At 47.1% G+C, this 25,648-nt stretch carries 25 protein-coding genes and 1 rRNA gene (1 of these 26 cut by a window edge); 8 read left to right on the forward strand and 18 right to left on the reverse strand.

Annotated elements, in window-relative coordinates; translation table 11 throughout:
- Positions 1–87: ribosomal RNA gene (locus F4V51_RS18035) — 16S ribosomal RNA — on the reverse strand; it reaches 1,465 nt to the left of the window's first position.
- Positions 88–564: 477 nt separating this feature from the next.
- On the reverse strand, positions 565–1,041 hold the full coding sequence (locus F4V51_RS18040; RefSeq protein WP_153979110.1) for a hypothetical protein: 477 nt from the start codon (positions 1,039–1,041) through the stop codon (positions 565–567).
- 106 nt (positions 1,042–1,147) lie between these two features.
- On the opposite strand from F4V51_RS18040, the gene F4V51_RS18045 reads away from it, so the two are divergent.
- Positions 1,148–1,471 carry a hypothetical protein gene (locus F4V51_RS18045; RefSeq protein WP_153979111.1) on the forward strand — a complete coding sequence of 108 codons (324 nt, stop codon included), beginning with the start codon at positions 1,148–1,150 and terminating at the stop codon, positions 1,469–1,471.
- Positions 1,472–1,541: 70 nt separating this feature from the next.
- On the opposite strand, the gene F4V51_RS18050 is transcribed toward F4V51_RS18045, so the two are convergent.
- The 8 genes from F4V51_RS18050 to F4V51_RS18085 form a co-directional block, all read right to left on the reverse strand.
- Entirely contained in the window at positions 1,542–2,153 is a 612-nt protein-coding gene (locus tag F4V51_RS18050) for an SMI1/KNR4 family protein (protein WP_321573897.1), read from the reverse strand.
- Positions 2,150–2,596, reverse strand: coding sequence for a hypothetical protein (locus F4V51_RS18055; RefSeq protein ID WP_153979112.1), 447 nt, complete (start codon positions 2,594–2,596; stop codon positions 2,150–2,152). Before F4V51_RS18055 ends, F4V51_RS18050 begins: the two co-directional genes overlap by 4 nt.
- A 43-nt stretch (positions 2,597–2,639) precedes the next feature.
- Positions 2,640–3,941, reverse strand: a complete 1,302-nt coding sequence (locus tag F4V51_RS18060) for a WD40 repeat domain-containing protein (protein ID WP_153979113.1) — start codon at positions 3,939–3,941, stop codon at positions 2,640–2,642.
- A gap of 21 nt (positions 3,942–3,962) precedes the next feature.
- On the reverse strand, positions 3,963–4,697 hold the full coding sequence (locus tag F4V51_RS18065) for an SMI1/KNR4 family protein (RefSeq protein ID WP_162009954.1): 735 nt from the start codon (positions 4,695–4,697) through the stop codon (positions 3,963–3,965).
- Positions 4,698–4,752: 55 nt separating this feature from the next.
- The gene (locus tag F4V51_RS18070; protein ID WP_153979115.1) at positions 4,753–5,310 is read right to left on the reverse strand and encodes a hypothetical protein; all 558 of its coding nucleotides are present in this window, start codon (positions 5,308–5,310) and stop codon (positions 4,753–4,755) included.
- Positions 5,307–5,960, reverse strand: a complete 654-nt coding sequence (locus F4V51_RS18075) for a hypothetical protein (protein ID WP_153979116.1) — start codon at positions 5,958–5,960, stop codon at positions 5,307–5,309. Before F4V51_RS18075 ends, F4V51_RS18070 begins: the two co-directional genes overlap by 4 nt.
- 34 nt (positions 5,961–5,994) lie before the next feature.
- On the reverse strand, positions 5,995–6,603 hold the full coding sequence (locus tag F4V51_RS18080) for a hypothetical protein (protein WP_153979117.1): 609 nt from the start codon (positions 6,601–6,603) through the stop codon (positions 5,995–5,997).
- Positions 6,604–6,990: 387 nt separating this feature from the next.
- The gene (locus F4V51_RS18085) at positions 6,991–7,722 is read right to left on the reverse strand and encodes a ZIP family metal transporter (protein ID WP_153979118.1); all 732 of its coding nucleotides are present in this window, start codon (positions 7,720–7,722) and stop codon (positions 6,991–6,993) included.
- A gap of 267 nt (positions 7,723–7,989) precedes the next feature.
- Here F4V51_RS18085 and F4V51_RS18090 point away from each other — a divergent pair, with 267 nt between their 5' ends.
- Positions 7,990–8,691, forward strand: a complete 702-nt coding sequence (locus F4V51_RS18090; RefSeq protein WP_153979119.1) for a Crp/Fnr family transcriptional regulator — start codon at positions 7,990–7,992, stop codon at positions 8,689–8,691.
- A gap of 24 nt (positions 8,692–8,715) precedes the next feature.
- Here the strand turns inward: F4V51_RS18090 and F4V51_RS18095 are convergent, their stop codons facing one another.
- The 4 genes from F4V51_RS18095 to F4V51_RS18110 all read right to left on the reverse strand — a co-directional run bounded on the left by F4V51_RS18095 (position 8,716) and on the right by F4V51_RS18110 (position 16,322).
- Positions 8,716–9,741, reverse strand: a complete 1,026-nt coding sequence (locus F4V51_RS18095) for a diacylglycerol kinase catalytic domain-containing protein (protein ID WP_236146588.1) — start codon at positions 9,739–9,741, stop codon at positions 8,716–8,718.
- Positions 9,738–10,778 (reverse strand): SPFH domain-containing protein, encoded by a 1,041-nt coding sequence (locus tag F4V51_RS18100; protein WP_153979120.1) that lies wholly within the window; start codon positions 10,776–10,778, stop codon positions 9,738–9,740. Before F4V51_RS18100 ends, F4V51_RS18095 begins: the two co-directional genes overlap by 4 nt.
- Before the next feature lie 161 nt (positions 10,779–10,939).
- Positions 10,940–15,259, reverse strand: coding sequence for a glycosyl hydrolase 53 family protein (locus F4V51_RS18105; RefSeq protein ID WP_162009955.1), 4,320 nt, complete (start codon positions 15,257–15,259; stop codon positions 10,940–10,942).
- A 346-nt stretch (positions 15,260–15,605) separates the two neighbouring features.
- On the reverse strand, positions 15,606–16,322 hold the full coding sequence (locus tag F4V51_RS18110) for a YceI family protein (protein ID WP_153979122.1): 717 nt from the start codon (positions 16,320–16,322) through the stop codon (positions 15,606–15,608).
- Between the two features lie 189 nt (positions 16,323–16,511).
- On the opposite strand from F4V51_RS18110, the gene F4V51_RS18115 reads away from it, so the two are divergent.
- Together F4V51_RS18115 and F4V51_RS18120 are read left to right on the forward strand one after the other, a co-directional pair.
- A complete protein-coding gene (locus F4V51_RS18115; RefSeq protein WP_153979123.1) occupies positions 16,512–17,198 on the forward strand; it encodes a response regulator transcription factor in 687 nt (228 codons plus the stop codon).
- The gene (locus F4V51_RS18120) at positions 17,183–18,646 is read left to right on the forward strand and encodes a HAMP domain-containing sensor histidine kinase (RefSeq protein WP_153979124.1); all 1,464 of its coding nucleotides are present in this window, start codon (positions 17,183–17,185) and stop codon (positions 18,644–18,646) included. The genes F4V51_RS18115 and F4V51_RS18120 overlap by 16 nt, the downstream gene beginning before the upstream one ends.
- Before the next feature lie 116 nt (positions 18,647–18,762).
- On the opposite strand, the gene F4V51_RS18125 is transcribed toward F4V51_RS18120, so the two are convergent.
- A complete protein-coding gene (locus F4V51_RS18125) occupies positions 18,763–19,575 on the reverse strand; it encodes an AAA family ATPase (RefSeq protein ID WP_153979125.1) in 813 nt (270 codons plus the stop codon).
- A 456-nt stretch (positions 19,576–20,031) separates the two neighbouring features.
- Between F4V51_RS18125 and F4V51_RS18130 the strand changes: the two genes are divergently transcribed.
- On the forward strand, positions 20,032–20,184 hold the full coding sequence (locus F4V51_RS18130) for a DUF1540 domain-containing protein (RefSeq protein ID WP_095292667.1): 153 nt from the start codon (positions 20,032–20,034) through the stop codon (positions 20,182–20,184).
- A 204-nt stretch (positions 20,185–20,388) separates the two neighbouring features.
- Positions 20,389–21,846 (forward strand): 4-hydroxyphenylacetate 3-hydroxylase family protein, encoded by a 1,458-nt coding sequence (locus F4V51_RS18135; protein ID WP_153979126.1) that lies wholly within the window; start codon positions 20,389–20,391, stop codon positions 21,844–21,846.
- 26 nt (positions 21,847–21,872) lie between these two features.
- Here the strand turns inward: F4V51_RS18135 and F4V51_RS18140 are convergent, their stop codons facing one another.
- From F4V51_RS18140 to F4V51_RS18150, 3 genes are read right to left on the reverse strand one after another with little or no spacing between them, the layout of a single operon-like run.
- Positions 21,873–22,436, reverse strand: coding sequence for a nitroreductase family protein (locus tag F4V51_RS18140; protein ID WP_153979127.1), 564 nt, complete (start codon positions 22,434–22,436; stop codon positions 21,873–21,875).
- A gap of 50 nt (positions 22,437–22,486) precedes the next feature.
- On the reverse strand, positions 22,487–23,290 hold the full coding sequence (locus F4V51_RS18145; protein WP_153979128.1) for a hypothetical protein: 804 nt from the start codon (positions 23,288–23,290) through the stop codon (positions 22,487–22,489).
- 5 nt (positions 23,291–23,295) lie between these two features.
- Positions 23,296–23,748: a flavodoxin gene (locus F4V51_RS18150; protein WP_153979129.1), complete on the reverse strand. Its 453-nt coding sequence runs from the start codon at positions 23,746–23,748 to the stop codon at positions 23,296–23,298.
- A gap of 251 nt (positions 23,749–23,999) precedes the next feature.
- Between F4V51_RS18150 and F4V51_RS18155 the strand changes: the two genes are divergently transcribed.
- Together F4V51_RS18155 and F4V51_RS18160 are read left to right on the forward strand one after the other, a co-directional pair.
- Positions 24,000–24,863 carry a class I SAM-dependent methyltransferase gene (locus F4V51_RS18155; protein ID WP_153979130.1) on the forward strand — a complete coding sequence of 288 codons (864 nt, stop codon included), beginning with the start codon at positions 24,000–24,002 and terminating at the stop codon, positions 24,861–24,863.
- Positions 24,860–25,588, forward strand: coding sequence for an RluA family pseudouridine synthase (locus F4V51_RS18160; protein WP_236146589.1), 729 nt, complete (start codon positions 24,860–24,862; stop codon positions 25,586–25,588). Before F4V51_RS18155 ends, F4V51_RS18160 begins: the two co-directional genes overlap by 4 nt.
- The last annotated feature ends 60 nt before the right edge of the window (positions 25,589–25,648 follow it).

A 25,648-nucleotide genomic window follows, 5' to 3' on the forward strand; every position in this document is an offset into this window, starting at 1 on the left:
GCAAGCTTCCTATCAACTCCGCTCGACTTGCATGTATTAGGCATGCCGCCAGCGTTCGTCCTGAGCCAGGATCAAACTCTCCAATAAAGATGTTGCAGAGCAACATCGTCCTGCATGACATTCGGTCCAACTCGGCTGAGTGGATGAATGTCTTGCAGCCAGTATTGAAAAGAGCGATTAGCTCATTTTGAATCTGACGAGATTAAAAATCTCATTTTCGCTTCAAAATCATACAGTCAGATGACTTGTACCCATTTCTCAGCATCGATCTTACAAAGTAAGATCATTACTCACTCGTTGTTCAGTTTTCAAAGATCAAACTTCGTTTCCGACTCTATCAAGGCCGGAATTAGAATATATCACATTTTATTATATCTTGTAAAGTTATTTCTCGAAATATTTTTCGAGAGTTTTCCGTGCCTTTTGCGGCCGGAAGAATAATATATCATTTTGTTAGCTAACTAGCTAGTTGTAAATTATTCCAGGACTTTAAGCAAGTTGAACTGCAAAGAACTGCAATTTGCCAAAACCCCAATCTGCCTTTGGCTTCAGTCTCTAGCTTCATTAGGAAGGGAACCTTTCCATAATAAACATTAAACCAGGAATACGCTTCATTAGATCTCTCGCTTCTTGTTCTGTAATTCGCATTCCACATCCATCTTCATGTGCTTCCGTATACAAATGATCGCTTCCGTCTTCATTCAGAAAGCACAGATCCTCTGGCAAAGAGGGATACAGCCAATCGAGGAAACCATCGGCCTCTTCCTTCAGAATCTGTCCAGCGGCTGGCGTACATTCATATATGTAATAGATTCCTTCTGTGTAGAATGCTCTTGTCCTCATCATCATTTCTTCCGTGGTACAACGCTCAATCAGATATGGCTTTAATCTCTCGAAAACTCTAGCCACTTCCGCTGGAATGTCCCCTATGTCGTGTCGTCTGTCCACAAGGAAAAAGCGACCCGTCCTATCAATCAATTCGTCAATTAAATATCTATAGGCATCGCCGCTTGGAGCCGTATGAAAAGGTATTATTCTCATGTCAATCCCCCTACATGTTCAATATTTCTGATTATTTCTACAGTGTCATGCGATTGCATTGTGGCATAGGCTGATATCATCTATTCGATAACAGGAGGCTGATTACATGGCATACGGACCTGGTTCGATTTCATCTCCGTCCACTGCGGGGTATCCTTATCCATATTATCCACCAACACCGCCATCCCCTTATCCTTACCCTTATCCATACCCCTATCCATACCCGCCATATTACCCACTGCCTTTGCCCATTCCCTATGGCGGTCCTTGGTGGCATGGAGGGCATCCGGGAGGCGGATACCCAGGCGGACATCACGGACCATTCCCTGGAGGCGGCTATCCCGGTGGTTCACATGGCGGAGGTCCTGGTGGTCCTCCAGGTGGAGGTCCCGGAGGTTTTCACGGTCATCGCTTTTTCCAGCAGGGATAACATTTGGAATCTTGCAGGAGCTGCTACAGGCAGTTCCTGCTATTTATGATTTTACGACTTCACTAGTTACCTAGTACTCAATCTCATCCATAATCTCCAGATTACGATTAGAATCTTTCAGCAGGTTAGTGAATGTGTCTGTAATAAAATAAACAAAATCGGGATCATGTACATACATAATAATCTGGCCATAACTCCCCTGTTCTGCCGGGTCAAAGTCCAGCATCAAATACAGGGAACCACCAGCCATTGTCGCAAAGGGAATCCACGGTTTATGAAATAAATAAGGTTTGATCTCGGGGTCAAGTTTGCTGATCTCTTCTGCGGAATAATACTCACTCAGCTTCTCATCACGCTCACAGAAATATTGCTTGGTTTCCCTTATCTCATCAAGTGACATCATGTAAAACGGGGTGCATTCCTCTCTCTCGGCATCTCCGGGATACAGGATATGAAAGGCATAGCCGCTACCATCTTTCCATTTGTAGAACTCGCGAAAATCTTCGGGCAGCCGGACATGCATCTCGGTTTCAAAAGCAGCCAAACGATCCTCGGAAGCTCCTTTCTTCTCCTGATACTCATTGTATAGCTGCCTAATCTCTTCATCCTTCACTTTAACATCCAATACTTCATTCAAATGATTCATCAGTTCATGCATTCTTTCGTGAATATCCGATTTCACAACCTTCTCCCCTTCTCACCATTTTCTGCCTGTTCCCGCATATATTCCTTATATCCCCAGAACGCTTCTTCTTCACCGCCATCTTCAATCAGAATCATGACGGCGTAAGAGAGGAGGTCCAGCCATTCTTCCATTAAGGCAATTTGCTCATCCGAAATGAGTTGGTTCCTGCGCAGCATACCATCAGCCGATATCGCCCATGCACGCGCCAAATGCATAATGCTCCATAAGCAGGACATCACTTCCCGGTTTAGTGCGGGCTGCTTAAGTTGTGGTACCAACGTGCGGACAATTTCCATTAACTCGTGAAAGTTTTCTTCGATTAATTGCCCGCGGTAAGGGCGCAGGCTTCCCAGAAAGCCGCTTTCCATCTTGGGGTGCTCTAGATTGTCATGAACAAAGGCATGACATTTCAACAAAAGCACAGCTTCTTCAATTCTCAATGAGCGTTCCCCATTTCTTTTTGCATGTCATACATCCCCCACTTTACCATCGTAAAGGCTGCTCTCCACGCCATACCATAAAGCGCTCTACTTCACAGAGCGTTCCTGTTCCTATACTATAGTCATCCATCTGGTCAGCATGCAGATCAAGAATGTGCACCATCCCTCCAAACGTACCTACTGCAAGTCTGGATTGGTCAGGCGAAAGTGCCAGTGAATAGATGGTGCTGCCTACAAAATGTCTCCAAACCTCCTGACCCTTCTTATCTATACATTTGAGATAGCCGTAAGCATCACCAATAACCATGCCTTCAGGTATTTCTACCGAAGCATAGACACGAGCAATCTCATCCATTATCGGCCAATCTTCTCTGGATTCATTGCCATCCACTTCACTCAATTCCACCTGCATTGTAACTCCATTATAAAAATGACATGCATTAAACCATACCATCCGGCTATCTTTGGTAAATAACGCATGATGCGGATAGCTGGACTCCGGATAGAGAGAATAAGTATGATTACGTTCAAGATCCAGAAGCATATGGTCACTGACCTGACTGCCAAACGCAATCCATCGCCCATCCTGTGATACCGCAGAGTGACCCATAGAAATTTGTGTATCCTCCAATTCATGCTCCTCCACCTCTGCAGGATCCGGATGAATTGGAGATACCTTGCCATGTTTCACCAGATAAATTCCGTAAGTGGACAAAATGAGGAGGGCCTGACCTTCATCAAATGGAATAAGCCCTTCAAGTGTGCGCTCCGGGTATTCACAGTCTGCAAGAGATTCAATTCGAGGCAGCGCCTGGTGAATAGCCGATTGAATCTCGTCCCAGCGGAACATGGCCACTTCTTTTCCTTCCAGATGAGGATCTGGATGCGTTATCACCCGAATCCCCTCACTGCCTGCCAGAGCATACTGTGCAGCATCCGGGGACTGGCCCGCAAATTGATATTGCGGAAAAGAAAGTACTTGCTCGGAATCCGCAGTATACACACAACCTTGATCTGTATGAAAACCACTATTGAACACAACGGTACTGTTATTCAGATATCCGGCTACACGCACGGCCTGCATGGATGACTGGAAGGTTTCATTGAAAGGCCAAGTCGCTGCTGGCAACTCCGTACGCAGTCTTTGCAGATCGTTCTGCTCATTGGCCTTCTTCACCATGTCCCACACTTGCGCACTGATTCCGGCTCTTCCGTCGTCTGTCAGCTCGGATTCATCCGGCTCTTCTCCCGCCATACCTCTGCGCACAAAATCATTTACACTCTGGGCATAGCGTCTCCCTTCATTCCTCCACTGCTCCGCGATCTGTTCGTTTAACCAACTCATCCGTGAGTCCTCCACTCCGTGTCAATTCATGATTTTACAGTGATGTGCGAGCAAAAATTGTTCGATGTCGTAATCTGTTGTACCGCAGTTGCCGTCCGTTTCCTCATAGAAAAGAGCAACTTCTCTCCCATACGCGTAATTAAAACGCAGGTATCCACCGATTGAAGCCATAAACAGCTTACAGGTATATTCATTTTCCATCACGGCATCCCACTTGAACTGCGATTGGCATAACTTGGACAAGTGGTGGAGGGAGAGCTCTTCCCCGTTATCCTGCAAGTGGTAAAAGGTATGATTCCTCAGCTCATTCCACGGTTCATAATATCTTAACGTGTTTGGAGCAGCTTGGCGGTAGTATCCAGCATAGATCTTATCCAGCATATCTCCAAATTCGGATTCGGTATGTTCCCACAACGTAATCTGTTCATCGTGGCGAGGGAGCCACAGCAGACCGTCAATCTCCGGATGAATGGCCAGAAAATCTCCATCCACAGAACTGCCAATACTAATGCACTCCTTCAACTGATCTTGACTGACAGGCGTATCTTCGGTATGCATCCAAAAATCATACTCTGCAAAAGGCTTCAATACCTCCTGATCGGGCCGCTGGATATTCATCCAACCCGAATAGGTTCCTTCTCCATATTGTTCAAGCCACTGACGATAGGATGCAGGCAATGATACAGAATACTGCTGCTCAAAATGTCCAAGCTCCTCCGCTGATACCGGTTTTAACCTATGACTTACCACGTACATGAACGACATCTCCTATCTTCCAATCCGATCTCTGTCCTATAATTCAAATGAACAATCAGGCAAGCTCCTCCTGAACAATTTCCGTAGTTACGCCTTTACGATTCACGATACGAATCGAGAATGCATCATATCCATCCCGTTTAACCTGGTCAAAATCCATATGTTCACCCGTAATCAATTCGTAGGTTCCGTCTTCATCCACATCTTCACCGAATTCCTCATCCCATGGAACGTTATAAAAGGCGGACAAGTGAACTTCAAACGTATCTTCTCCTTCTACGTCCAGATAAGGACGCAGCGTCCTTTTGCTCAGCTCTTCCTGCGGATAAGTTTCACACAGCATCGCATCATAACCATGTTTGGCTGCATCAATAAGCAGGTAACGCTCTCCAGTCACCGTGTGTTCGGCATATACAATTAACGGTGTCGAATCCTGCCAGGTTATCAGATCATCTTCCATCAAGTCACCATAATAAAAGATATGGAACTTGTCATGGCCATCATTCATTTGCAACTTGCCTTTCCACTCCACTTCCTGGTTCTCCCCATCCGTTACTTTCTTAACGATCCCTTCCAGATATGCAGGTCCATTATGTACGCCAAACAAATTCATGGTCTCGCCTCCGCTTTATTCATTCGTATCCATACAATTTTCTTTTCTTCATCTACCGTCAGGTTGACATCCACATTCAGCTTATCGTGAAATAGTGCCGTAATGTTCAGGTACGGGTCACGTGCCGGCTCACTTCCTCCGTTATGAGAGCGAGTCATCCCTTGATGAATAATGGATTGTACCAGACTCCCATCGCCCTTGCCCGTAGATTCATAAGTATAAATCTCCTGTCCTTCTTTGTTGTAAAAATGAAGGAAGGTGGTGTAATCCTTGGCATTGGAATATTCCATTTCCGATTTCACATACGTGGTTTCAAGGCTATGGTAGTCCACCTTCCCTGCCAAATAGGGATTCTCGTTGTCGGGTGTAATGTCATACTCCTGATAAGCCAATTGAAAAAGGTAGTTAATATCACTCATATCCACCCGGTAATACAGCTGGCGATGATCTCCGCTCTTATCCATGGCAGCGAAACTGTTGATCAGCGGCCATGCATCATACGGTTTTCCATCCACATCGATCGCGAGCGCATAGTCTGATAAAACTTTTTCTTTTTGGAACACACCAAACGTTTGTAAAATAAAAAAGGCCGGGATCATCAGGATCCCTAAAATAATAGCCAAAGTAAGCAGCTTGCCGCGCAATTTCATTCCTTTCCTCCTTCAAACATGTACAGCATCATCCTTAGCCCGTTTTGTGCTGAAGCTTGGTGAGTGTACGCACCATTTGATCCCTGTTTTTTGCTTCCTTCATATATACAGGTAGATAATGTGATGCTGTTTTTAACGGCACATTTCCACGTCGTACCCGCAGATCGGCGGAAACATACGAAATCAGATAATTTAAATGTGCCCTGTTAACAGCCCATACCAATTTTCCTCGAACGTGGTCCAGGAAATATAACTCCATCCCAAAAACGGGGTCTCTCCCGTCACGGGTGTCCATAATATATCTTCTGCAAACCGGCTTGCTATGCAGCTCGGCCTGATTGACTGCGCCGCAGTGCGGACAATGGATGTGCGTTGATTTATGTGATATTTTTTTCTCATCTGTTACCTCAACATTGAACCATCGTTCACAGAGAGTACAATTACCCTTGGCATGATACTGATACACTTGTTTCTCCACCCCATGCGCATAACATGACGAGCACTTCCACGTGATTTCATCCTGACATTCTTCAATATACGCATGACCACCACAGGATTGACATGTGACATCCACACGCTCACCTCGGCGGAGTACCCAATAAAAATTATATTTATAGGCCCCTTCGTCCACAAATCGCTTCATTAATAAACCGACTCCTTTCTTCGACGGAATTTTATTTGGCTTTCATCCGCATGGCAGTAAACAAAAATTTCAACCCTCAATATTTCCCATCCGGCGCTACCTAAAATTATAAGTAACTCCATCGCGTAGTACAAGAAACGTGACTATTTACGGGAATTTTGAATCTTGAGGCGTTAGGGAGAGTCTGTTTCAGTCACAATTGTCCGCATCGGGCTGTGGTACACGAGACATGGTTTCGGCATGGTCTTGTATCGTTTGTGAATAATTTCACTTTAAAAAATAAAATATGGCCATCCTCGCAGGCTGTATTATTCTCTGTTGAGATAAAAGAGTATCCGCATCTCAAAATGTATGGGAGCGAATACTCTTTTATGGCATGCTTCTTTCTTACAGATCAAGCAGCAGGGATACAAGCAGCCCCATGGAAGCAATGAAGCCTACGACAGGACCACCTTCTTCAAAAGCTTCAGGCATCATGGTAGAACAGATCATGGCGATAATGCCGCCCCCTGCAAATGCGCCAATGGCCGCAGCCATTTCATCCGGAAGCTGTTCCAGAAAAAGATACCCGCCTAGGGCCGCAAGCGCCGAAATCAACAGTACACCAAGCCACATCACGATGATTCTAGATTTGGAATAGTGATTGCCCCGCAAACCCACGGTGCTTGACAACCCTTCAGGTATATTGCTTACAAATATGGAAACGATGAGCACCACACTCACACCCTTGCCGGTCAGTAAACTTGCTCCCAGCATAATGGATTCAGGAATGGCATCCATCACCGTACCTGCAAAAATACCGAGCCCGCTCTGACTGCTGTCTCCAGTCTTCGAGTGTGCTGAACGTTTGCGCCCACCACCACCCTTGCTGGAAATAAGCAGATCGAACAAGGTGTACACAACAGCACCCGCTGTAAATCCTATTGCTGTCGGTATAATCCCTCCGTCATTCAGGGCATCGCCAATCAGTTCAAATGAAGCTGCCCCAATCAATGTTCCCGTACCGAATGCCATAATCCAGCCAATCACCCGTTTAGGGATCTTGAGAAAAAGTGCAGCAAGAGCACCAATAACTACGGCTGAAGCGGAGATGCCTCCCCACATGAATGCAGCCCACATCCGGGTCATCCCCTCTCAAGTCTATATCACATCTATCCTTTCATTAACCTGGGTTGTTCCCCCACAAACATCAGGCAGACCACCCGTAAGATAGAGTAAGACTGATTTCACTAAGAACAGACTTCCTGTACAATGTGAAAAGAAAACAAATGCACATGGTACCTTAAATCATTCATAGGCGAACTACATCATCTCAACTATCCAAGTGCTGCCATGAATAGCAGTAGATGCAGCCACTGGCCATGTATATAGAAAGGATGAATCTTGATGAGCAGGGAAAACAAAGATACGGCAGCAGAGTTTCTTCAACAGTTCCCCATTTTCCAGGATCTAAGTCCTGAGGAATTGAAGCAGGTGGAGGATATCGCCATTTCCCGATCCATTCATAAAAAAGCGGTTATTTTTTCCGAAGGCACCGAAAAGGAAGCTGTATTTTTTATCCGAACGGGTATCGTAAAAGCGTTTAAAACAGATGAGAATGGGCATGAGCAGATCGTTTCCTTTTTGAAAACGGGAGACATGTTTCCGCATACCGGGTTCTTCAATGCCCATCCTTATCCTGCTACAGCAGAAGCCATCACGCCTGTGGAACTGATTGCGATCCCTGTCAGGCTGTTTGAACGCCTTATGCTAAATACACCAACCATTGCGATCAAAATCATGCGGGTGCTCGGTGATAAAATTCGCGAACTGCAGGATAAACTGCAGGTGCTATCCGGTCAAGACGTCCGTAATCGTGTGCTCTCCTTCCTGCTGATGTTAGCTGAGCAGCACGGTCAGCCTTCCGGTCACAAAATCATTATCAACTTGCCCATGACACATCAGGAATTCGCCAATTCCATTGGCACGACCAGGGAAACAGCCAATCGTTTGTTGAATCAGCTCACGAAGGAGAATCTGCTTGAAGTAGATCGAAAACAGATCATTATCCATGATCTTCAGGCCTTAAAGGATTTACGTGATACTTGAACAATCTTTGATGGCAATAAACGATTAAACGACAAGACGCCCCCGCTTCTCTGCCAGACCAATGGTGGCCTCCACCCCCGAGTTGAATTCTAGAAAGTCCTGTTCCACACCATCGCTAAAAATGACCCCATCTTCAGGCATTTGCGATACGATGCGCAGGGGCTGTTTCGGATGAACCTGACCAAACACCAGGTTAACTGCTGTTGTCCGGCTCGGGAACGGTTCACGAACTGTAAAGTACAAATAGGGCGCATCCCACCCAAAGTTCTCTCCTTGATTCCCGCGGGTAACCGGACTAAAAGCGTTAACATCATTATTGATGTGCATATGCTTCCAAGCTTCGGACCCCACAATGCCGGCTGCTCCAGCCAGCACACTCTTGAACCAGCCTGTCGATCCGAGCCCTGTGGAAACTATAATACCGCTTGATGACTGCTGTTCTACCGAGGAGCCCAGACGGACCTCATACCTGGCTGAGACATGGGTCTTCCGTCCGATGAACAGATCGTTCACCCCGTACAGAAACTGTCCGTCGTTAAGTTCCACTTTTGCCAAGGTTACTTCTTTCAAGGAACGCTGCCTGCGCATGACATCCGGGATAATCATCTTCAGATCCTCTACCGTAAAAGGAAGAAGTACGCCATCCCATCGCATGGGATCGGGATTCACGCCGATGAGCGGCTGTTCCGTCACATATTTGAGCGTATTCGCCACCAGTCCATCCTGCCCTACAACCACAACGATGTCCTGTTCTCCGAATATAAAATTGGGCACATGTTCCCGGTCAATGGTCTGTACCCGGCCGAGTTGACCCAGCTGATGCTGGGCCTGCAGCACGGCATGTCGATAACGTCGATCTTCCTCAATATAATCACTGAAATCGGCACCAAGACGTTCAATGTAAAATTGAGCCTGCTGCACCGTGTTATAACGCACCACGAGTTCTTCCAATCTTGTTCTCCGTTTGACCAGAATCAGCTTGGCATCACCAAGATGGTTTTGGTCAGCATGCTGTGTACGTGAAGATTTATTGGAGTTCCCCAGTCTCATCGTGCATGGCCTCCCTTCTCTCTTCCAGGTGTCGACATTAAGCCCTGCAGCAGATCAGGCGAAATGTTGAGCTGACCAATTTTCCCTGCATTCTCTGCCAATTCCTGAAATGCCAGCGCAATTAGCTTATCCGAGTTCATTCCCATATTAGCCATTGCTTGAAGCACATTCGGTTCAACATCCTGCAAAGATCTCATAACAGCAGCAATTTCATAGGCTTTCGCGTCCGCTTCAGCATTTTGGTTGGCAATGGTCAATTCAATGAGCTGCTGTCTCCGTTCCTCCATGGCCGTGTTGAATTGAAGCTGCTCCTGCTCCATTTCATTTTCTTTCTGTTTGACCGATCGCTCCGCCTGTAACTGTGTCTCCCTGATCTGCTGCTTTTTCGTTTCCACAGCTATTTCCGTATTGAGCTCGTTTTCCTTCACTCGTCTCTCCTGCTCAATGGAGGCATTGCGGCGCACATATAATGCTTCATCCGCTTGACGTAAAATTTCTTCTCTTGCCTGTGCCTCCAGCGCCCGCATCGTTTCCTTATTCGGCAAAATGGCCAGAATGGATAGACTCATCAGCTCAACGCCCAATTTTTCAAGCTCCTCACTTTGCACCACTTCGCGCTTCATGCTGCTTGCAAGCCGTTCACTGGATTGAATGGCCTCCTTCAATGGCATCTGCTCCAAGTGCTTCTTGGTTAATACTTTGGCAGTCGTAATCACACGTTGATCAAGCTTGCCAGGATCGTCAGAGATATATTTGTTTTTGCGTAAGTTGTACGTGTAATTTAAGCTTTGCGTTATTTTCAGGTAATCCACGATGCGGTAGCTCAATTGGCCCTGAACCGTCACCGTTTGATAGTCCGCCGTAATTTCTTCGAACATAAACGGAACATCGACGGATGATACAGGCAGGACAACAACCGACGTTGTAGGCTCATAATAATAAAAGGACAGTCCTACACCTTCACGCTGCACCTTGCCATTTTTAATTTTCATTACATATTCACTGGGTTGAAACTTCACGAATCGGAATCCAAACATCGTTCATTCCCCATTTCTTAATATTGTCATTATGATATTATCGAAATGATAACAAACAACGATGATAATGTCAATATGACATTAATGAACTCCTAAAAAATAAAAGACCCGTCTCTTGGCCGCAGCCTTAAGACAGGTCTATATTTCATTGCTTCACTATATCAATATAGCAGTTCCATCATTCTGGCGACGACAACAGCACCTTGTGCACGGTTAGCCGTCTGTTTGGGAGCGAAGTTTCCATCGCCCATGCCCTTCAATAAACCTAACTGCTGCATGGATGACACGGCTTGCTTCGCATAACCTGCTATATCTTCGTTATCCCTGAACTCCCCAGTGGATACATCCAAATCGGACGTTGCATCCTGCTTCACAGCTTGCATGGCACGTTCCAGGATAACCGCCATTTCTTCACGGGTAACCCGCTCATGCACTCCAAACGATCCGTCAGGGCGTCCCTGAATAATGTTCATCTCCAAACCTAGACGAATCGAATCCGTATACCATTGTCCTTCGGATACATCACTTAACATATATCCGGTTTTGTTCGGAACATGAGACTCACCAATTCCCTGCACAACCATATGCAAGAACTGGGCTCTGGTCAGCTCACCCAACGGATCGAAACGGTTACCGGACATTCCGGAGACAATTCCTTTAGCATACAAACTTTTCACTTCATTTACTGCCCAAGAATGTGCTTGTATATCCGTCAAAGGCACATTCATCTCTACAATTACGAATGAACCGGATTGAAGCGGCTTGAACGTCATGACCTGTGCAGAATCATCATAAGCGGAATACAGAACTGTCTTCATCTGACCATCTGGCGATAAGGATTGAACAACGGGAACTGTATTCGCTGTCTCCGGTTTAGCTATATCCGAAAATGCGATCTCAATCGCTCGATCCGTCCAAGGCAGCACTTTGCCATCCACCAACAGTTTGACGTCGATAACGGAGTGATTACCGATCACTGCTTTTTGCTGCTTGGATAGATTCGCAGTGGATCCCTTCGATATCACCACATCCAGTGTTTTGGCAGTCGATGCATGCATCTCCTGAAGTGATTTCATCGGTATGCGTACCGATGTCTGGCCCACTCTCAGTTCCAGTGTCTGTAACGCCTGCGTCTGAACCCATGCTCCAACAGGCAATTGGAATGTGACTGCTTGGTATGGCTCAGCAACGTCTGCGACCAAACGCAGCTGTTGGTTTCCTGCTTCCAGCCCTTTAACCAATTGAATCAGCTGCTCTTCGTTCAGTGAAACAGAATACTGATCTTTCCCGGTCAAAACTCCTTTGATTAGGGTAGAACCCTTTTCGGTCTGATGTTCCGTTTCAGGTCCAGGTACTGTAACCGCTGGATTTCCTGGTGAGGATGGTTGTGACGGTTGGACTGGTTGCGATGGTCCAGAGGTTGACTCCTGCCGGACCAACTGACGCATGGCTTCTTTTAATGCACTGTCCGCTTCACTGATATTCTGAACTGAAGCTTCGATATCGTCCATCCATTCCTTGGCTGTAGTCAGCGCCTCCTCCAATCTGCTCCAACTCGCAGCCGTGTATTGATTTTGCTGAAGCTTGGACGCGGAGTCCACGGTCATCTGAAGAGCAGTTTTGTCTGCAGGGAATGTTCCATATGCCTCAAAATCCATGAATCCTACCCATGTCGAACCAGCCGTGATGGTAACCCGAATATAACGTGCCTGAGTGTTTTCCGGCAGTATGTGCCTTGGACTGGTGGATACAACGACATCGCTTGTGGTATCCACCACCGTGACATAATTTTCATTGTCTTCAGAAACTTCGATTCTGTATTTGATGCCTCCACTCCACATGGACATTTCTAACTTACGAATATTGGCAATGGTGCCCAGGTCCACCTGCCACCAGCTGCCTACACTTTGATCCGTTCCCCATGATGTATTCGGGTTGCTGTCAATCGCCCCGTCAGGTGAGTTACTCTGTCCGCCGCCTGTTCCTGCACTCGTGGAGGCTGTTGCTGTCTTCCCTGTTGTTAAGGCTTCGAGTTGAACAAGGTCACGACCGGCTTGCTGAAGCTGTTCCAGTGCTCGATTAACTTCAGACTGGATGGCATCAGGTTTGTCTCTTACCACAATGGCTGCCTGCAGCGCCGTCTGCAAAAGGCTCCAGCTTCGGTAAGTATACGATGATTCACTCTGCTGCTGAGTCTCTTCGATGAGCTGTATAAGCAGAGTCTTGTCTACATCGGACAAACCCTGAATGGCTTTCTCCAAATGAATTACTGCCTGATTCACTTCGGTCTGGGTCGCTCTTGGATCAGCCAGTACTTGTTTAGCCTTGACGAGAGCTTTGCTAAAAACGGCCCATGTTGCCATTGACCAATCTGCTTCATGGTATGATTCAGCTTCTGCAATTTTGCCTTCAAGCGCCTTCCGATCAGCCGGAATAACTTCAAGCTGCTGCATAACGGCTTCGAGTGCTGCTGCAGCTTCATCAGTCTCCTGTTGTGTCAGAACCTCTGAGGTATAGGCTTTATGATATGTGTTCTTCGCTGTCTGAATGGCTGGTGCCAGGGTTATCCAGCTAGACGGCGTATAATCAGAAGCCACCATTTCACTTCCGCGTTTAATGGCTGCCCATAATTGCTGGCGGTCTACAGGCAGGGTATCCATCCCTCGTTTGTACACATTCAGTGATTCCAAGGCACGACCTTCGAACGAGTACCCTCCATTGGCAGGGTACTCATCATAGTCAAACATGGCATGGTTCTCCCATGCATCTCCCTCTGAAGCAATCCAACCCACATTGGCGGCAATCCATGCCGGCTCCCAGTAGAAGAAGCCCGCTCCACGACCATGAGGAACTTCTGCAATCATATCCATAATGCCGGCGATGGCATCATGCTGACCTTGCACCGTAGCCGGGAAAGTCGCACCTCCCACATTCAGCGCCTCTGGACTGCCAATGATGTTGCCGTGGGCATCTCCATTTTTGTAGGAAAACGGATATGAGGTCTCGGCAATGATTACGTCTTTTTTATATTTGGCGGAGACTGTATTCATTGTCTTCCGTACGTCTGCGAAGGTTCCATGCCAGAACGGATAGTAGGATAACCCAATGATGTCATACTTCAGTCCGCGCTTCTCCAGTTCTCCAAAGTACCAATCGAACAGCTCCGGTTTGCCGCCTTCTGCCAGATGAATCATGATCTGAACCTGATCTCCACCATCAACAGCGCGCACCCCATCTACACCGCTCTTCAGCAAGGCAACATTCTCATCAAAATTCACATTGCTGTTCAGGCCATTTAGAACACCGCTGTTAATTTCGTTCCCGATCTGAACCATGTCCGGCATGGCACCGGAGGATTTCATCTCACCTACGACTTCAGACGTATAATTGAATACCGCCTGTTTCAGTTCTTCAAAGGATAAGCCCTCCCATGCCTTCGGCCGAAGCTGCTGACCTGGATGAGCCCACTCATCGGAATAATGGAAATCCAGCAGGATCTTCATTCCCTTTTCCTTAACACGTTTAGCTAGTCGAATTACATCATCTTTATCATTGTATCCACCTGACTTCTGTGGATCATTCCACAGTCGGAGACGAACATAGTTCACGCCGCGGTCCTTAAGGATGTCGAGCAGATCCCTTTCCGTCCCATTACTGTCCAGATATTTACCGCCATTGTCTTCAATTGCCGTTAAGGTTGAGATGTCCACCCCACGTACAAAATCATTCCGGTATCCCCCAACCTGAATATTAGCTACCGGTTGAGTAGGCGCTCCATATACATCCCCCGTAACCGTGAAGCTTCCAGCGGAAGAATATTGAATCGGATCTATCGCCTTCCATGACACGGGAACATCTGCCGTCTTTCCATTTGCATAATGAGCCTGCACTTCAGCAGGCATTACGGGTGCAATACCTTTTAGGGTGGAAACAGTAATTGGAGAATACGATGTAATAAGTTCTGGCGTAAGCCCCTCTTCTTGCCCCCAGACTTTCAATTCGGCAATGCCTGGCCACCAATCTGTTCCAGCATAATATGGAATCGTAACCTTCACATACCTCACGTCGTTAGCCTGAAAACTCACCTTCGCGATGTCTTCTGCTGTTTCGTTCGTTCGTTGATCTGCAGCCGTTGTCCATAGAGCGCCATCTGCTGACACTTCAATATGGTACTGTACCACCTGGCCTTTATCTTTCCATGTCACCTCAGCTCCCGATACCTGGTACGTTCCTCCCAGATCGACCATTAACCAATGAGGCTGCTCCGCTTCATTCCTGCTGTCTGCACTCCATTTGGTGTCGGCGCTCCCGTCCACGGCATTTTCCTTGTTGCCATTGTATTGCAGATCTTCTGCACTCACGGTAACCTGTTTATTCAATGCAACGTTTACCCCTGCTGCCCCAGCCGGACGTACCCAGAAGCCCAACTCACAGAACAGCATGAGTAAGACCAGGCAGCCGCTTATGTATTTCTTGTTCACTCTTGATCTCCCCCTTTTCGATTGACTGAACATGATTGAATCAATGATGAAATCTATACTATTGTAAGCGCTTTAGATCAAGCAGGAACACGGCATTTTCCAAAGGAAACAGCAGTTATTTCAAACAGTTTAATATCATTTGCTGCTAGCCGAACCCCCCGGACCATTGAGTCTCTCTGCTTCTCCTGTGTTAGAACAACGCCGTAACGCAAAAAAACCTGACCCTTTGCCTACGGCATCTGGGACAGGTTTACTATTTGTATTATTCCTTCCGATGGGACGGGATCAACAGTAATCCTATTTTGAATTCAGGATCCGTGTCTTGTCCGTTTCATGAACAAATCACTTATTTGTCAAGCTTCAGTTCCAGTTGGACCTGAATATCATTCTCTGTGGATAATACAACAGAGTGAGGGTTCTCCATACCGAAGTCTTCGAAAGTTACCGTCGTCGTGGCAGACAGCAGTACCTGACCATTTTCATAGGCAGCCTTTGCATCAAAAGTAACCTCTTTTTCGACGCCTTTAACCGTAAGGGTACCGTTCATTTTAAAATCCACGGTTTGCCCTGCAGTCCATTCCGCTGGCATGCCTTCAAAAGAAGTGGCCGTAAAAGTCGCTTGCGGATGTGTACTAACATCGAAGAAATCAGCTTCTTTCACGTGACCATCGCGCTGACTGTTACCCGAATCAATTCCGCTCATCTCAATCTGACCTTCCGCTTTCATCTGGGAAGCATCGTCCACATTAATCGCCCAGGTTCCGCTTACCTGCTCGTCCACAAAATTGACGGTCTCCTGTGATGTCGTTACCGAGAAATACACCTTCGAGCCTTCGCTGATGGTCCAATCCCCGTTTAATTGCTCCGCGCCTGCTGCTGCTTCATTAGCAACCGTCGTACCTGTGCCTGCTTCCGTTGTGGATGCTGCGGTGCTTGCTGGTAGTACCTGCTCAATATCTACGTTGTTTCCCATATAACTGTTAGCGAAATAGTAACCTCCGCCCCCAAGAATTGCGATTGCTGCGACGCCGGATATCACCCATGTTTTTGTCTTTTTGTTCATCTCTATCTCCTCCAATTGGTCATTGTTTAAGTTGGTTGTTGCAAGAATCTTATCAACCCAATGTGTCAGGATGACGTCAAAATGGTTGAAAGCTTCATTCTTTTTCTGAAAATATTTGCCTAATTGGCTTTAAGCTCCGGCTCATGTAAAATCAGTACACAAGCTTATGTCGTGAAAGGAGACACCTTCTTGAAATCCATACTTATCGTTGAGGATGAGCAAGCCATTGCGCGTGTGCTGGCTGCTTATCTGAGAAAAGCGGGTTTTGAGGTCCGTCACGCCGCAGATGGACCCACTGCTCTCACTTTATTTGATTCTGACGTACCCTCCCTCGTTCTGCTCGATGTCATGCTGCCAGGGATGGATGGTTGGGATCTGCTGCGGGTGATTCGTGAAAAAAGCCCTTGCCCTGTCATTATGCTAACGGCACTGGACGACATTCAGGACCGTCTCAACGGGCTGAATGCCGGTGCCGACGATTATATGAGCAAACCCTTCGTGCCGGAGGAAGTGGTTGCAAGAGTTAACGCCGTACTTCGCCGCAATCCACATTGGACAGCAGAAGGGGAAGGTAAACGTTATTTTGGCAATCTGGTCATTGATCTGGCAGCCAAACAGGTACTGCTGAACGGTGCAGAAGTGGCGTTAACGCCTCGCGACCTGTCGCTGCTGATGTTCCTATCCGAATATCCGAATCGAACATTCACCCGGGAGCATCTCATTGAGCAGGTATGGGGCATGGACTATGACGGAAGTGACCGGGCTGTGGATCTTTCCATTAAGCGGTTGCGTCAGGCCCTATCCCACTGGCTGCCAGAAACAGGAGAAATCCGGACTTTAAGGGGAATGGGGTATCAATTTTGGATCGCAAACTGAGCCGTAAAACGCCTAAACGAAAAACATCCATTCTCTCCTATTGGACGCTTCAATATTTTCTGATCCTCTGTATTGGCTTCATCATTATTGTTGCTGGGGCACTCTACTGGATCAGGACCACTTCTCTGGAGAAAGGTCTCAAAACCGCTGAGCTTCTGGGGCTTGAAATTGCGGAGAAGGTTTCAGGGACTGAAAACAAACTGCACATCCCTCCTGATCTGGATCGATTGGTGGACAAGCGTACCAAGCTTTTTAATACCGATAATCATTTTTGCATCATGATTCTCGACAACAACAATCAATTGATCTATTCAAACCCAAAAATGACCCAGCAGGAAGTCTATACTAGACTGTCGGATGATCTGTCGGAGCCGCGAAACCACAAATTTGCGGGTGTAACCGTCAATGTAGTGGATGCCGACCAGACGCTGGGTAAAGTATGGGTGCTGCAGTCCAAAAAAGCCATAACTTACAGTCCCGACACTCTGCTGATCGTAGGTCTGCTGTTTGCTGCTCTCATTCTATGTGGCTGGTTTACGATCTATCTTCTGTCCCGCAAGCTGTCCAAACCTATTCGCCAGGTTGCACATGCTGCAGAGCAGATTCGAACCGGTAATTATGATGTAAACCTGAATCTGGACACCAGGGAGCAGGAAATGAATGAACTCGTCCATTCTTTTCGCGAAATGTCCCTTCGATTACAGCAGCTGGAGGAATGGCGTAATCTCTCACTGGCAGGCGTTACCCATGAGCTGAAAACCCCGGTTACCTCCATCAAAGGACTGGTTATGGCCGTTCGAGATGATATCGTCAGCCCGCAGGAAGGCAAGGAGTTTCTCGATATCGCATTAAAAGAATCTGAACGTATGGAACGCATGGTGGCTGATCTTCTGGACTATAATGCCATGAGTGCAGGCAGTGTTGCCGTACGCCATGAGCGCGTCGATCTGAGTCTGCTGGTTGGGGAGATTATTTACCAGTGGAAAATCGCTTACGAGGATCAATCACCGGAAGTAGCAATGCATGTACCTGCGGGGGCACTATATACGATCGGTGATGCATTGCGGATTCAGCAAATTATCGTCAATCTGCTGAATAATGGTTTGCAGGCCACAGCTTCGGGTCAAACCGCGTTGTTCGACATTCGCTTGCGAGCTGAAGAACACGATCTCTACGTAGACGTACAGGACAACGGAACAGGCATTGCCGAGGAAGATCAATCCAAAATATTTGAACGTTTCTACCGTGGCGAGCTCAAGAAGCGTCGGTCTCGGGGATTGGGACTTGGTCTCACTTACAGCCGCCTTCTCGCTCAAGCACAAGGTGGAGATCTGACTCTCACTTCAAGCAGCCCAAAAGGAAGTCTATTTACGCTAAAATTGCCACGCTGGAAGACACCTGATGCAACAACTCCGGAAAAAGCGTACCGTTCACCAGTAAATGCTTAGAACATCTTAAACAGCAGAACAGCCCGGCCCGGTTTCCTGAATGGATTCCTGGCAGGGCTGTTTCGTTGTATCATTTTAATTTTGTTTATCGAACAAGTAATATTTCGGCTGAGCTTCTATGTAGATAATAATCGCGGCATATACTCATCATATGCATCCGTTATCAATTGTTCATGCAATGGACTGTCCGTAATAATCGCTTTCCGTTTGGCTTTGAGCACAATCTGCTCCACATCAGCGTAACTGCATCCTTTTAACTGCTTGCACATATAGGTTTTCAGGTCTGGCTGATGCTCAAATTGTCCAACCAGTTTGTTGATATATCGCTGCCTGCTCTCTTCATCCGGCATGCCATACGTTATTTTGGTATCAAATCTACGCCATACGGCATGATCCAGTTGGGTTTCCAAATTGGTGGCTGCCACCAGTACGCTATCGCCTTCAAATTCATCCAGACACTGCAGCAAGGTGTTAACTACCCTGGCCATCTCTTTCACTTCATCATTGCTCTCCCGGGTGCGGCCAATGGCATCGAACTCATCCAAAAACAGGACACAGGGATTCAGGCGTGCATACTCAAAAAGTTTGCGTACATTCGTAGCCGTCTCTCCCAAATGGCTGTGAATGATGGCGTCCAGACGTACCAAAACCAGTGGGAGATTAAGCCGTGAGGCCAGGTAGGATGCCGTTAATGTCTTCCCGGTGCCGGGAGGACCAAACATGACCAATTTGTTCGGCATGGAAACATCATGCTCCACAAAGCGTTCCTTCATGCCGAGAATGGTCAGGAATTCCTCAATGACACGCTCGTTCTCCTGTGAGAAGACGATGTGCTTCACTTTGCGTGTACACTCTTTTGGTGAATAAAAAGCAGCCATATCTATTCCCTTGGCACGGGGAATACGATTCATATGATTTGTTTTGCTCATGTTTGGATAACTCTCCTTCGTTCATGCCAGGAGAGTAAACTGCGAATCTCCAAGCCTTAATTAATTGATGTTTGAGAAGTGGAATAAAGAGGTCACGATCAACTGAGTTTTCTAATCGTCACATTAAACGACTTAAAAAAAGATTGTCGTGAGTTAGTGATGAGTTTCTTATTGCATTTTTAATTAATCGTAATAATTACTATTTAATCATAGCATACGACCGCCTTTTTGCAAAGTCAGTCTTCCACGCTCGCGCAGTAAGCTTTGTATAACAGTTTCACATGTTGCATGCTCTGCCCAAATTTGCTATTCTGAAAGTGCATCGTTGTGTATAACGCAAATAAGCCCTCTTTATCAAGAGGACAAAACATGTTCGAACTTCAAGCGGCAACTTGAAAAGTCGAACTTATCTTTATACCAACGAATGTAATCTAACACAAAGTGAGGTTATTAATCATGGCAAAAGACGTATTGTGTGAAGTGAATTCCTGTGTTCACTGGGCTGAAGAGAACAAATGTAATGCTGATTCGATTTATATCGTGAGCCACAGTTCCCAAGAAGCAAGCAAGTCTGCTGAAACAGACTGCAAAACCTTTGAAGTAAAATAAAAACTTTACCATTGTTTTAAGTTAAAGGAGCCCTGGCCGGTTCCTTTTTCTTTTTGTATTGTAACAAGAATGATAATTATTATCAAGCCCTTTTTGCCAAGTTCGTTATTCCTCTGTCAGGATGCACATAATGGCTGCTGCCCACGTAAACTACGAGAGCAGTCAATCTGCCCATGAACGATTAGATCCAAGAGGTGAATAACGATGCCTGTTAAAAGTGGCAAGCAGTACATTGAACGAATCAATGCCCAGACTGTCCCCTGCTGGTATAAGGGAGAACTCGTTACGGGTAAAAGATCCGAGCACCTTGCTTTCAAAGGGCTTATGGAGACACAAGCGCAGCTCTACGACATGCAGTCAGATCCGCTGCTTGCAGGCAAGATGACGTACGAATCCCCCGCGGACGGCAAACCTGTGGGACTATCATTCCTGCCGCCCACCACAGTGGATGATCTGCGGAAACGCCGTGAAGCGATGAGTGTCTGGTCAAACGCTCATCACGGGTTTCTGGGTCGGTCACCCGATTATATGAACACGGCCATCATGTCATTCTATACTGCAGCGGATCTCCTTAACGAGTTATCTCCGCAGTACGCTGAAAATCTGAGGAACTACTATGCCTTCTGTCGTGACAATGATATTACCCTCTCTCATGCCTTCATACAGCCACACGCCAGCAAAATATCCGGGCAAATAGACGCTACCGAGGATGCAATCGCAGCCAAGGTGGTTGAGCACACCGAAGATGGCCTTATTATCACTGGGGCATTCATGATGGCTACACAGGGAGCAACTTGTGACGAAATTTTTGTATACCCGTCCCCCTCGCCTGCCCCATTTGACGACGAGAATCCATTCGCCTTTGCGTTTGCCGTACCTAATGATCTGCCAGGCATCACCCTCGTATGCCGGGATACCTATGCATCTGAATCACGCTTTAATTTTCCGCTCAGCTCCAGATACGAGGAAATGGATAACATCGTCATTTTTGATCATGTCTTAGTTCCTCATGATCGGATTTTCTTTGCCGGAAACGAAGAAATGTCCTCGCGTCTATTTAGCGGAAGCAACTTCCACATTCACGCGGGACATCAAGTGTTATGCCGATATATTGCCAAGACCGAATTCATTCTGGGAACACTTCAGTTGCTCACCGATACACTTGACATTGCCTCTGAAGCACACGTCGTTGAAAAGACAGCACGTGTATTAGCCGGACTTGAGTCTCTTAAGGGCTTGGCCATCGCAGCTGAAGCTGGTGCCATTCCTGATGGTAGAGGTTTTATACTTCCTGCACCACAGCCACTGATGGCTGCCAATATTCTATATCCGAAGCTGTATCCCGAGATGATTGAAATTATCCAGTTAATGGCTTCAAGCGGGATGATTATGGTGCCTCAGGAGGAAGAATTCAAAACGGATGCAGCAGCGCATTTGGACATTTACCTGAGAGGGACGGATATGACAGCACACCAGCGCACTTCCCTTTTCCGTTTGATCTGGGAGCTCGGTGCAGGTTCATTCGGCGGCAGACAGACCCAATTCGAACGTTTTTTCTTCGGGAACAGTATTACCGTATCCAACCGTTTGTACTCAACCTATTCTGGCGTAGACACCTATCGTCAGCTCGTTAACAATTTCCTGGCAGACACGCATCATTAATTTCTGTTCGCCTAAGAGGCAACGTTTCAAACCAGATGGTCATAGACTGTCATCAGTTCAGAGGCTGGTCTGCTAATATCCACATCTCTTAATGCAGGCTGGTCTCCGTAACCGATGTGAAAGACTCCTAATACCTGCTCTTCACTGGTTAAGCCCATCAGATTCATAAATACGGGGTGCTGCTGATAATCATTCATTTTCCAAACCGCATGCAGTCCCTGTTCTGCTGCCAGCATGGTGAATCGCCTGCTCCAGGCTTTTGCAGGCAGCATATGATCCTCTTGACTGCCCGTTGGTGCAACGACAATCAGATGCGCAGGGATGGCTTCTGTATATTGATATGCAGCCCAGTCACCATATCGGTCTGCCAAGTGAGGAGGATAGCTCTGTCTGACCGCTTCCAGATAGAGCTGGCGGCCTTCTCCAGCAAAAAGCATAAATCGCCAGGGTTTAGAACTCATCACGTACAAGGAAGGATCTGCCTCATCCAGCAAACGTCCAATCACCGACTGTGGTACTGGAAGTGGGCTGAATTCGCAGCTTCCTGCACGCTTCTTGCCACTCCCCAATTGATTCACACCGGTTAACATTGTTTCGCTCCTCCTTTATCTTCACTATCTCAGACACTCTTCATGCAGATTTACATGAGCCAGTTCTTCTTGGGCTCCACTTCACTTCTTCTTCGGTCCACTTCCTCATGTATCCGGGCTTTGTCACGGGAGGTGAAATGTTCCGTTTCCGAATTTTCCGTTTGCGGGATACTGTCACGTACAAGCCTGATGTAATCCATTGAACGAACCAGGGATTGACGTCCCGGAATGAATCGAATTTTACGACCTTCGAGCAAACAGTAAATTTCAATCATGCCAGGCAGCTTCCCGAAGGCTTCCCAGCAAAACACACTGGCCATATGCTGAAAAGCTTCAACTACGTTTGGATCGTGGACCACCATGAATTTCTGAAGCAGCAGAGTGTCCCACCCTTCCGGTTGCCAAGCTGTCTGAAAAATCATCGACAAGTGCATGGAAAGTGCAGGAATTTCGGTTTTCCACTGTTCAAACAGGATCATGGGATGTTTCAAATCATCGTTCATGGCGATCGCCAATGATAGTTCATCAATGACTTTATTTTTCACATCCCAGTAATGAAGGATGGATTCGAAACCTGCTGCCTTTTTCGGCCACCACTTTTCCAGCAGATATTGTACCGGAACCTCCTTGCGCACTTCCGGGTCCATACTATAAAAGGCATTAACTGCATGACTTACCGCATACTGAACGCGGTGTCTCCATTGCAGCGGGGAACGCTCTGCAGCCTCCGATTCTGGGCGAATGAATCGATGCGGGCTGCGAAGCATCTCCTCCAATTTGTAATCCTCAAGCAGTCGCTCCGAATGGTACGATCCTCTCGGCTGAACGGATGCCTGAACATTAGGTTTCATCATAATTTCTAGGACACCTGTAATCCGGCAGCAGCGAAGCGTTTACCGAATTCACGGCATGTATCCTTCTCCTGCTCCATCGGACTGTACTCAATCTTCAGCACCTCTGGAGATACCTCCGCCCCGCGTTCCTGCAGCTTCGCAGCTGCAAGATCCACCGCTCCGCAAAATTGCTCATAAGATGTGTCACCGCTGCCGAAGACTGCTGCTCTTTTGCCACTCAAGTCCAGTTCATCCAGCTCTTCGTAAAAATCAAGGAATTCATCGGGCAGTTCCCCGTCTCCCCATGTGTATAATCCAATCAGGAAAGCATCATATTCAAGCACATCTGCTGCATTGCAATCCACTACATCCTTGAGGACTGCCTCATGCCCTCCCTGTGTAATTCCCTCTACAATCAGTTCTGCAATTTCTTCCGTATTTCCAGTCATGCTCGCATAAGCCACCAACAATTTAGCCATCTATTTTTCCCTCACTTTAATTTAGTCATCTAGATCATGCAGTTCATAAAGGACATCTGAATTATCAAAATCATATGTGATAATGATTATCATTGTCAAATTAAATTTTCATCTTTTCTTCATTTTTAGGATATGGTTACACAGCAAAATCAAAACAACAAAAGCCCCGTCTGCCCACCCCAACTGGCGTACAGGCCCTTTTTTGTTGTACAATAGTATCCAAATGACTTTTGAAGGATGGATAAACGACTATGTACGTAGCATCGAACTGGAAGGACTATGAAGTAATCGATACAGGAGGCGGCGAGAAACTGGAGCGTTGGGGCGATGTCATCTTGCGCAGACCCGATCCCCAAATTATTTGGCCTCTCGAAAAAGAAACCAATGAATGGCGCCAGGTGCATGGTCACTATCACCGCAGCTCTTCCGGTGGCGGCAGCTGGGATATGAAGAAGCCAATTCCGGAACGCTGGACCATTGGATACGAAAACCTTAAGTTTCACATTAAACCAACCAGCTTCAAGCATACAGGCCTGTTCCCTGAACAAGCTGCCAACTGGAGCTGGATGATGGATAAAATCTCGAATGCAGGACGGCCCATCTCCGTACTCAACCTGTTTGCCTACACGGGCGGTGCGACGGTTGCTGCAGCTTATGCCGGCGCTTCGGTAGTTCACGTGGATGCAGCCAAAGGCATGGTGCAGTGGGCCAAAGAGAACGTTCAACTCTCCGGTCTTGCAGACCGCCCTGTTCGTTTTATTACGGACGATGTATTCAAATTCGTACAGCGTGAGCAGCGCCGTGGTAACCGTTACGATGCGATTATTATGGATCCTCCGTCCTACGGCCGGGGACCTAATGGAGAGACGTGGAAGCTGGAAGAGAATCTGTACCCCTTCCTGAAATCTTGCATGAGTGTTTTGTCGGATAACCCACTATTCATGCTGGTTAATTCCTACACTACTGGCATCTCATCCACAGTTCTGCGCAACATGCTGACGATGACGATGTCAGCTCAATACGGAGGCAGCATTACTGCAGGTGAGATCGGTCTGCCGATTACACGCAGTGGTTTGGACCTGCCTTGCGGCATTCTGGGCCGCTGGGAGTCATGATGTCTGATCATGTACAGCCACCTGGTGATATTCCTGTACTATACGAGGATAATCACCTGTTAGGCATTACGAAACCTGTTAATGTACCTACCCAGGAGGACGCATCGGGAGATCCCGATCTGCTTACGCTCCTGAAGCAGGATTTGAAGGAACGGTACAATAAACCCGGCAATGTATATCTCGGTCTGGTTCACAGGCTGGATCGCCCCGTTGGAGGTGCAATGATTTTCGCCAAAACCTCCAAGGCAGCTTCCAGATTGTCTGAAACGGTCCGTGGACGACATTTCCGCAAAATATACGCGGCCGTTGTTCATGGTAAACTACCTGCGCAGCAGGGTACGTTGAGGCATACTTTGCTGAAAGATGCGCGAACCAACACAGTAACAGCTGTACCGAAAGGTACACCCGGCGGTAAAGACGCTGTTCTGGATTACCGGGTTATCGGTCAAACGGATCGATACAGTCTCGTACACATCGAACTTCACACCGGAAGATCGCACCAGATTCGAGTTCAAATGAAAGAATCTGGCTGTCCCTTGTTTGGAGATCAGAAGTACGGTGCAGGTGTGAACAAGCCCGGCCAGCAGATCGCTCTCTGGTCTGCCATCGCAGCTTTTCCTCACCCGGTAACCAAGGAAGAGATCACATTAAGATCGCTGCCTCCCCGCGAGTTTCCATGGGCGGAATGGCCATCTGGCGTGTATGAGGATGCGTTTAAAGAATAATGGACAAACCGTGTATCCGAATCTATATTCTGGGTACACGGTTTTTTTAACAATGTATCT

The organism is Paenibacillus xylanilyticus, from assembly GCF_009664365.1.
GTDB lineage: Bacteria > Bacillota > Bacilli > Paenibacillales > Paenibacillaceae > Paenibacillus > Paenibacillus xylanilyticus_A.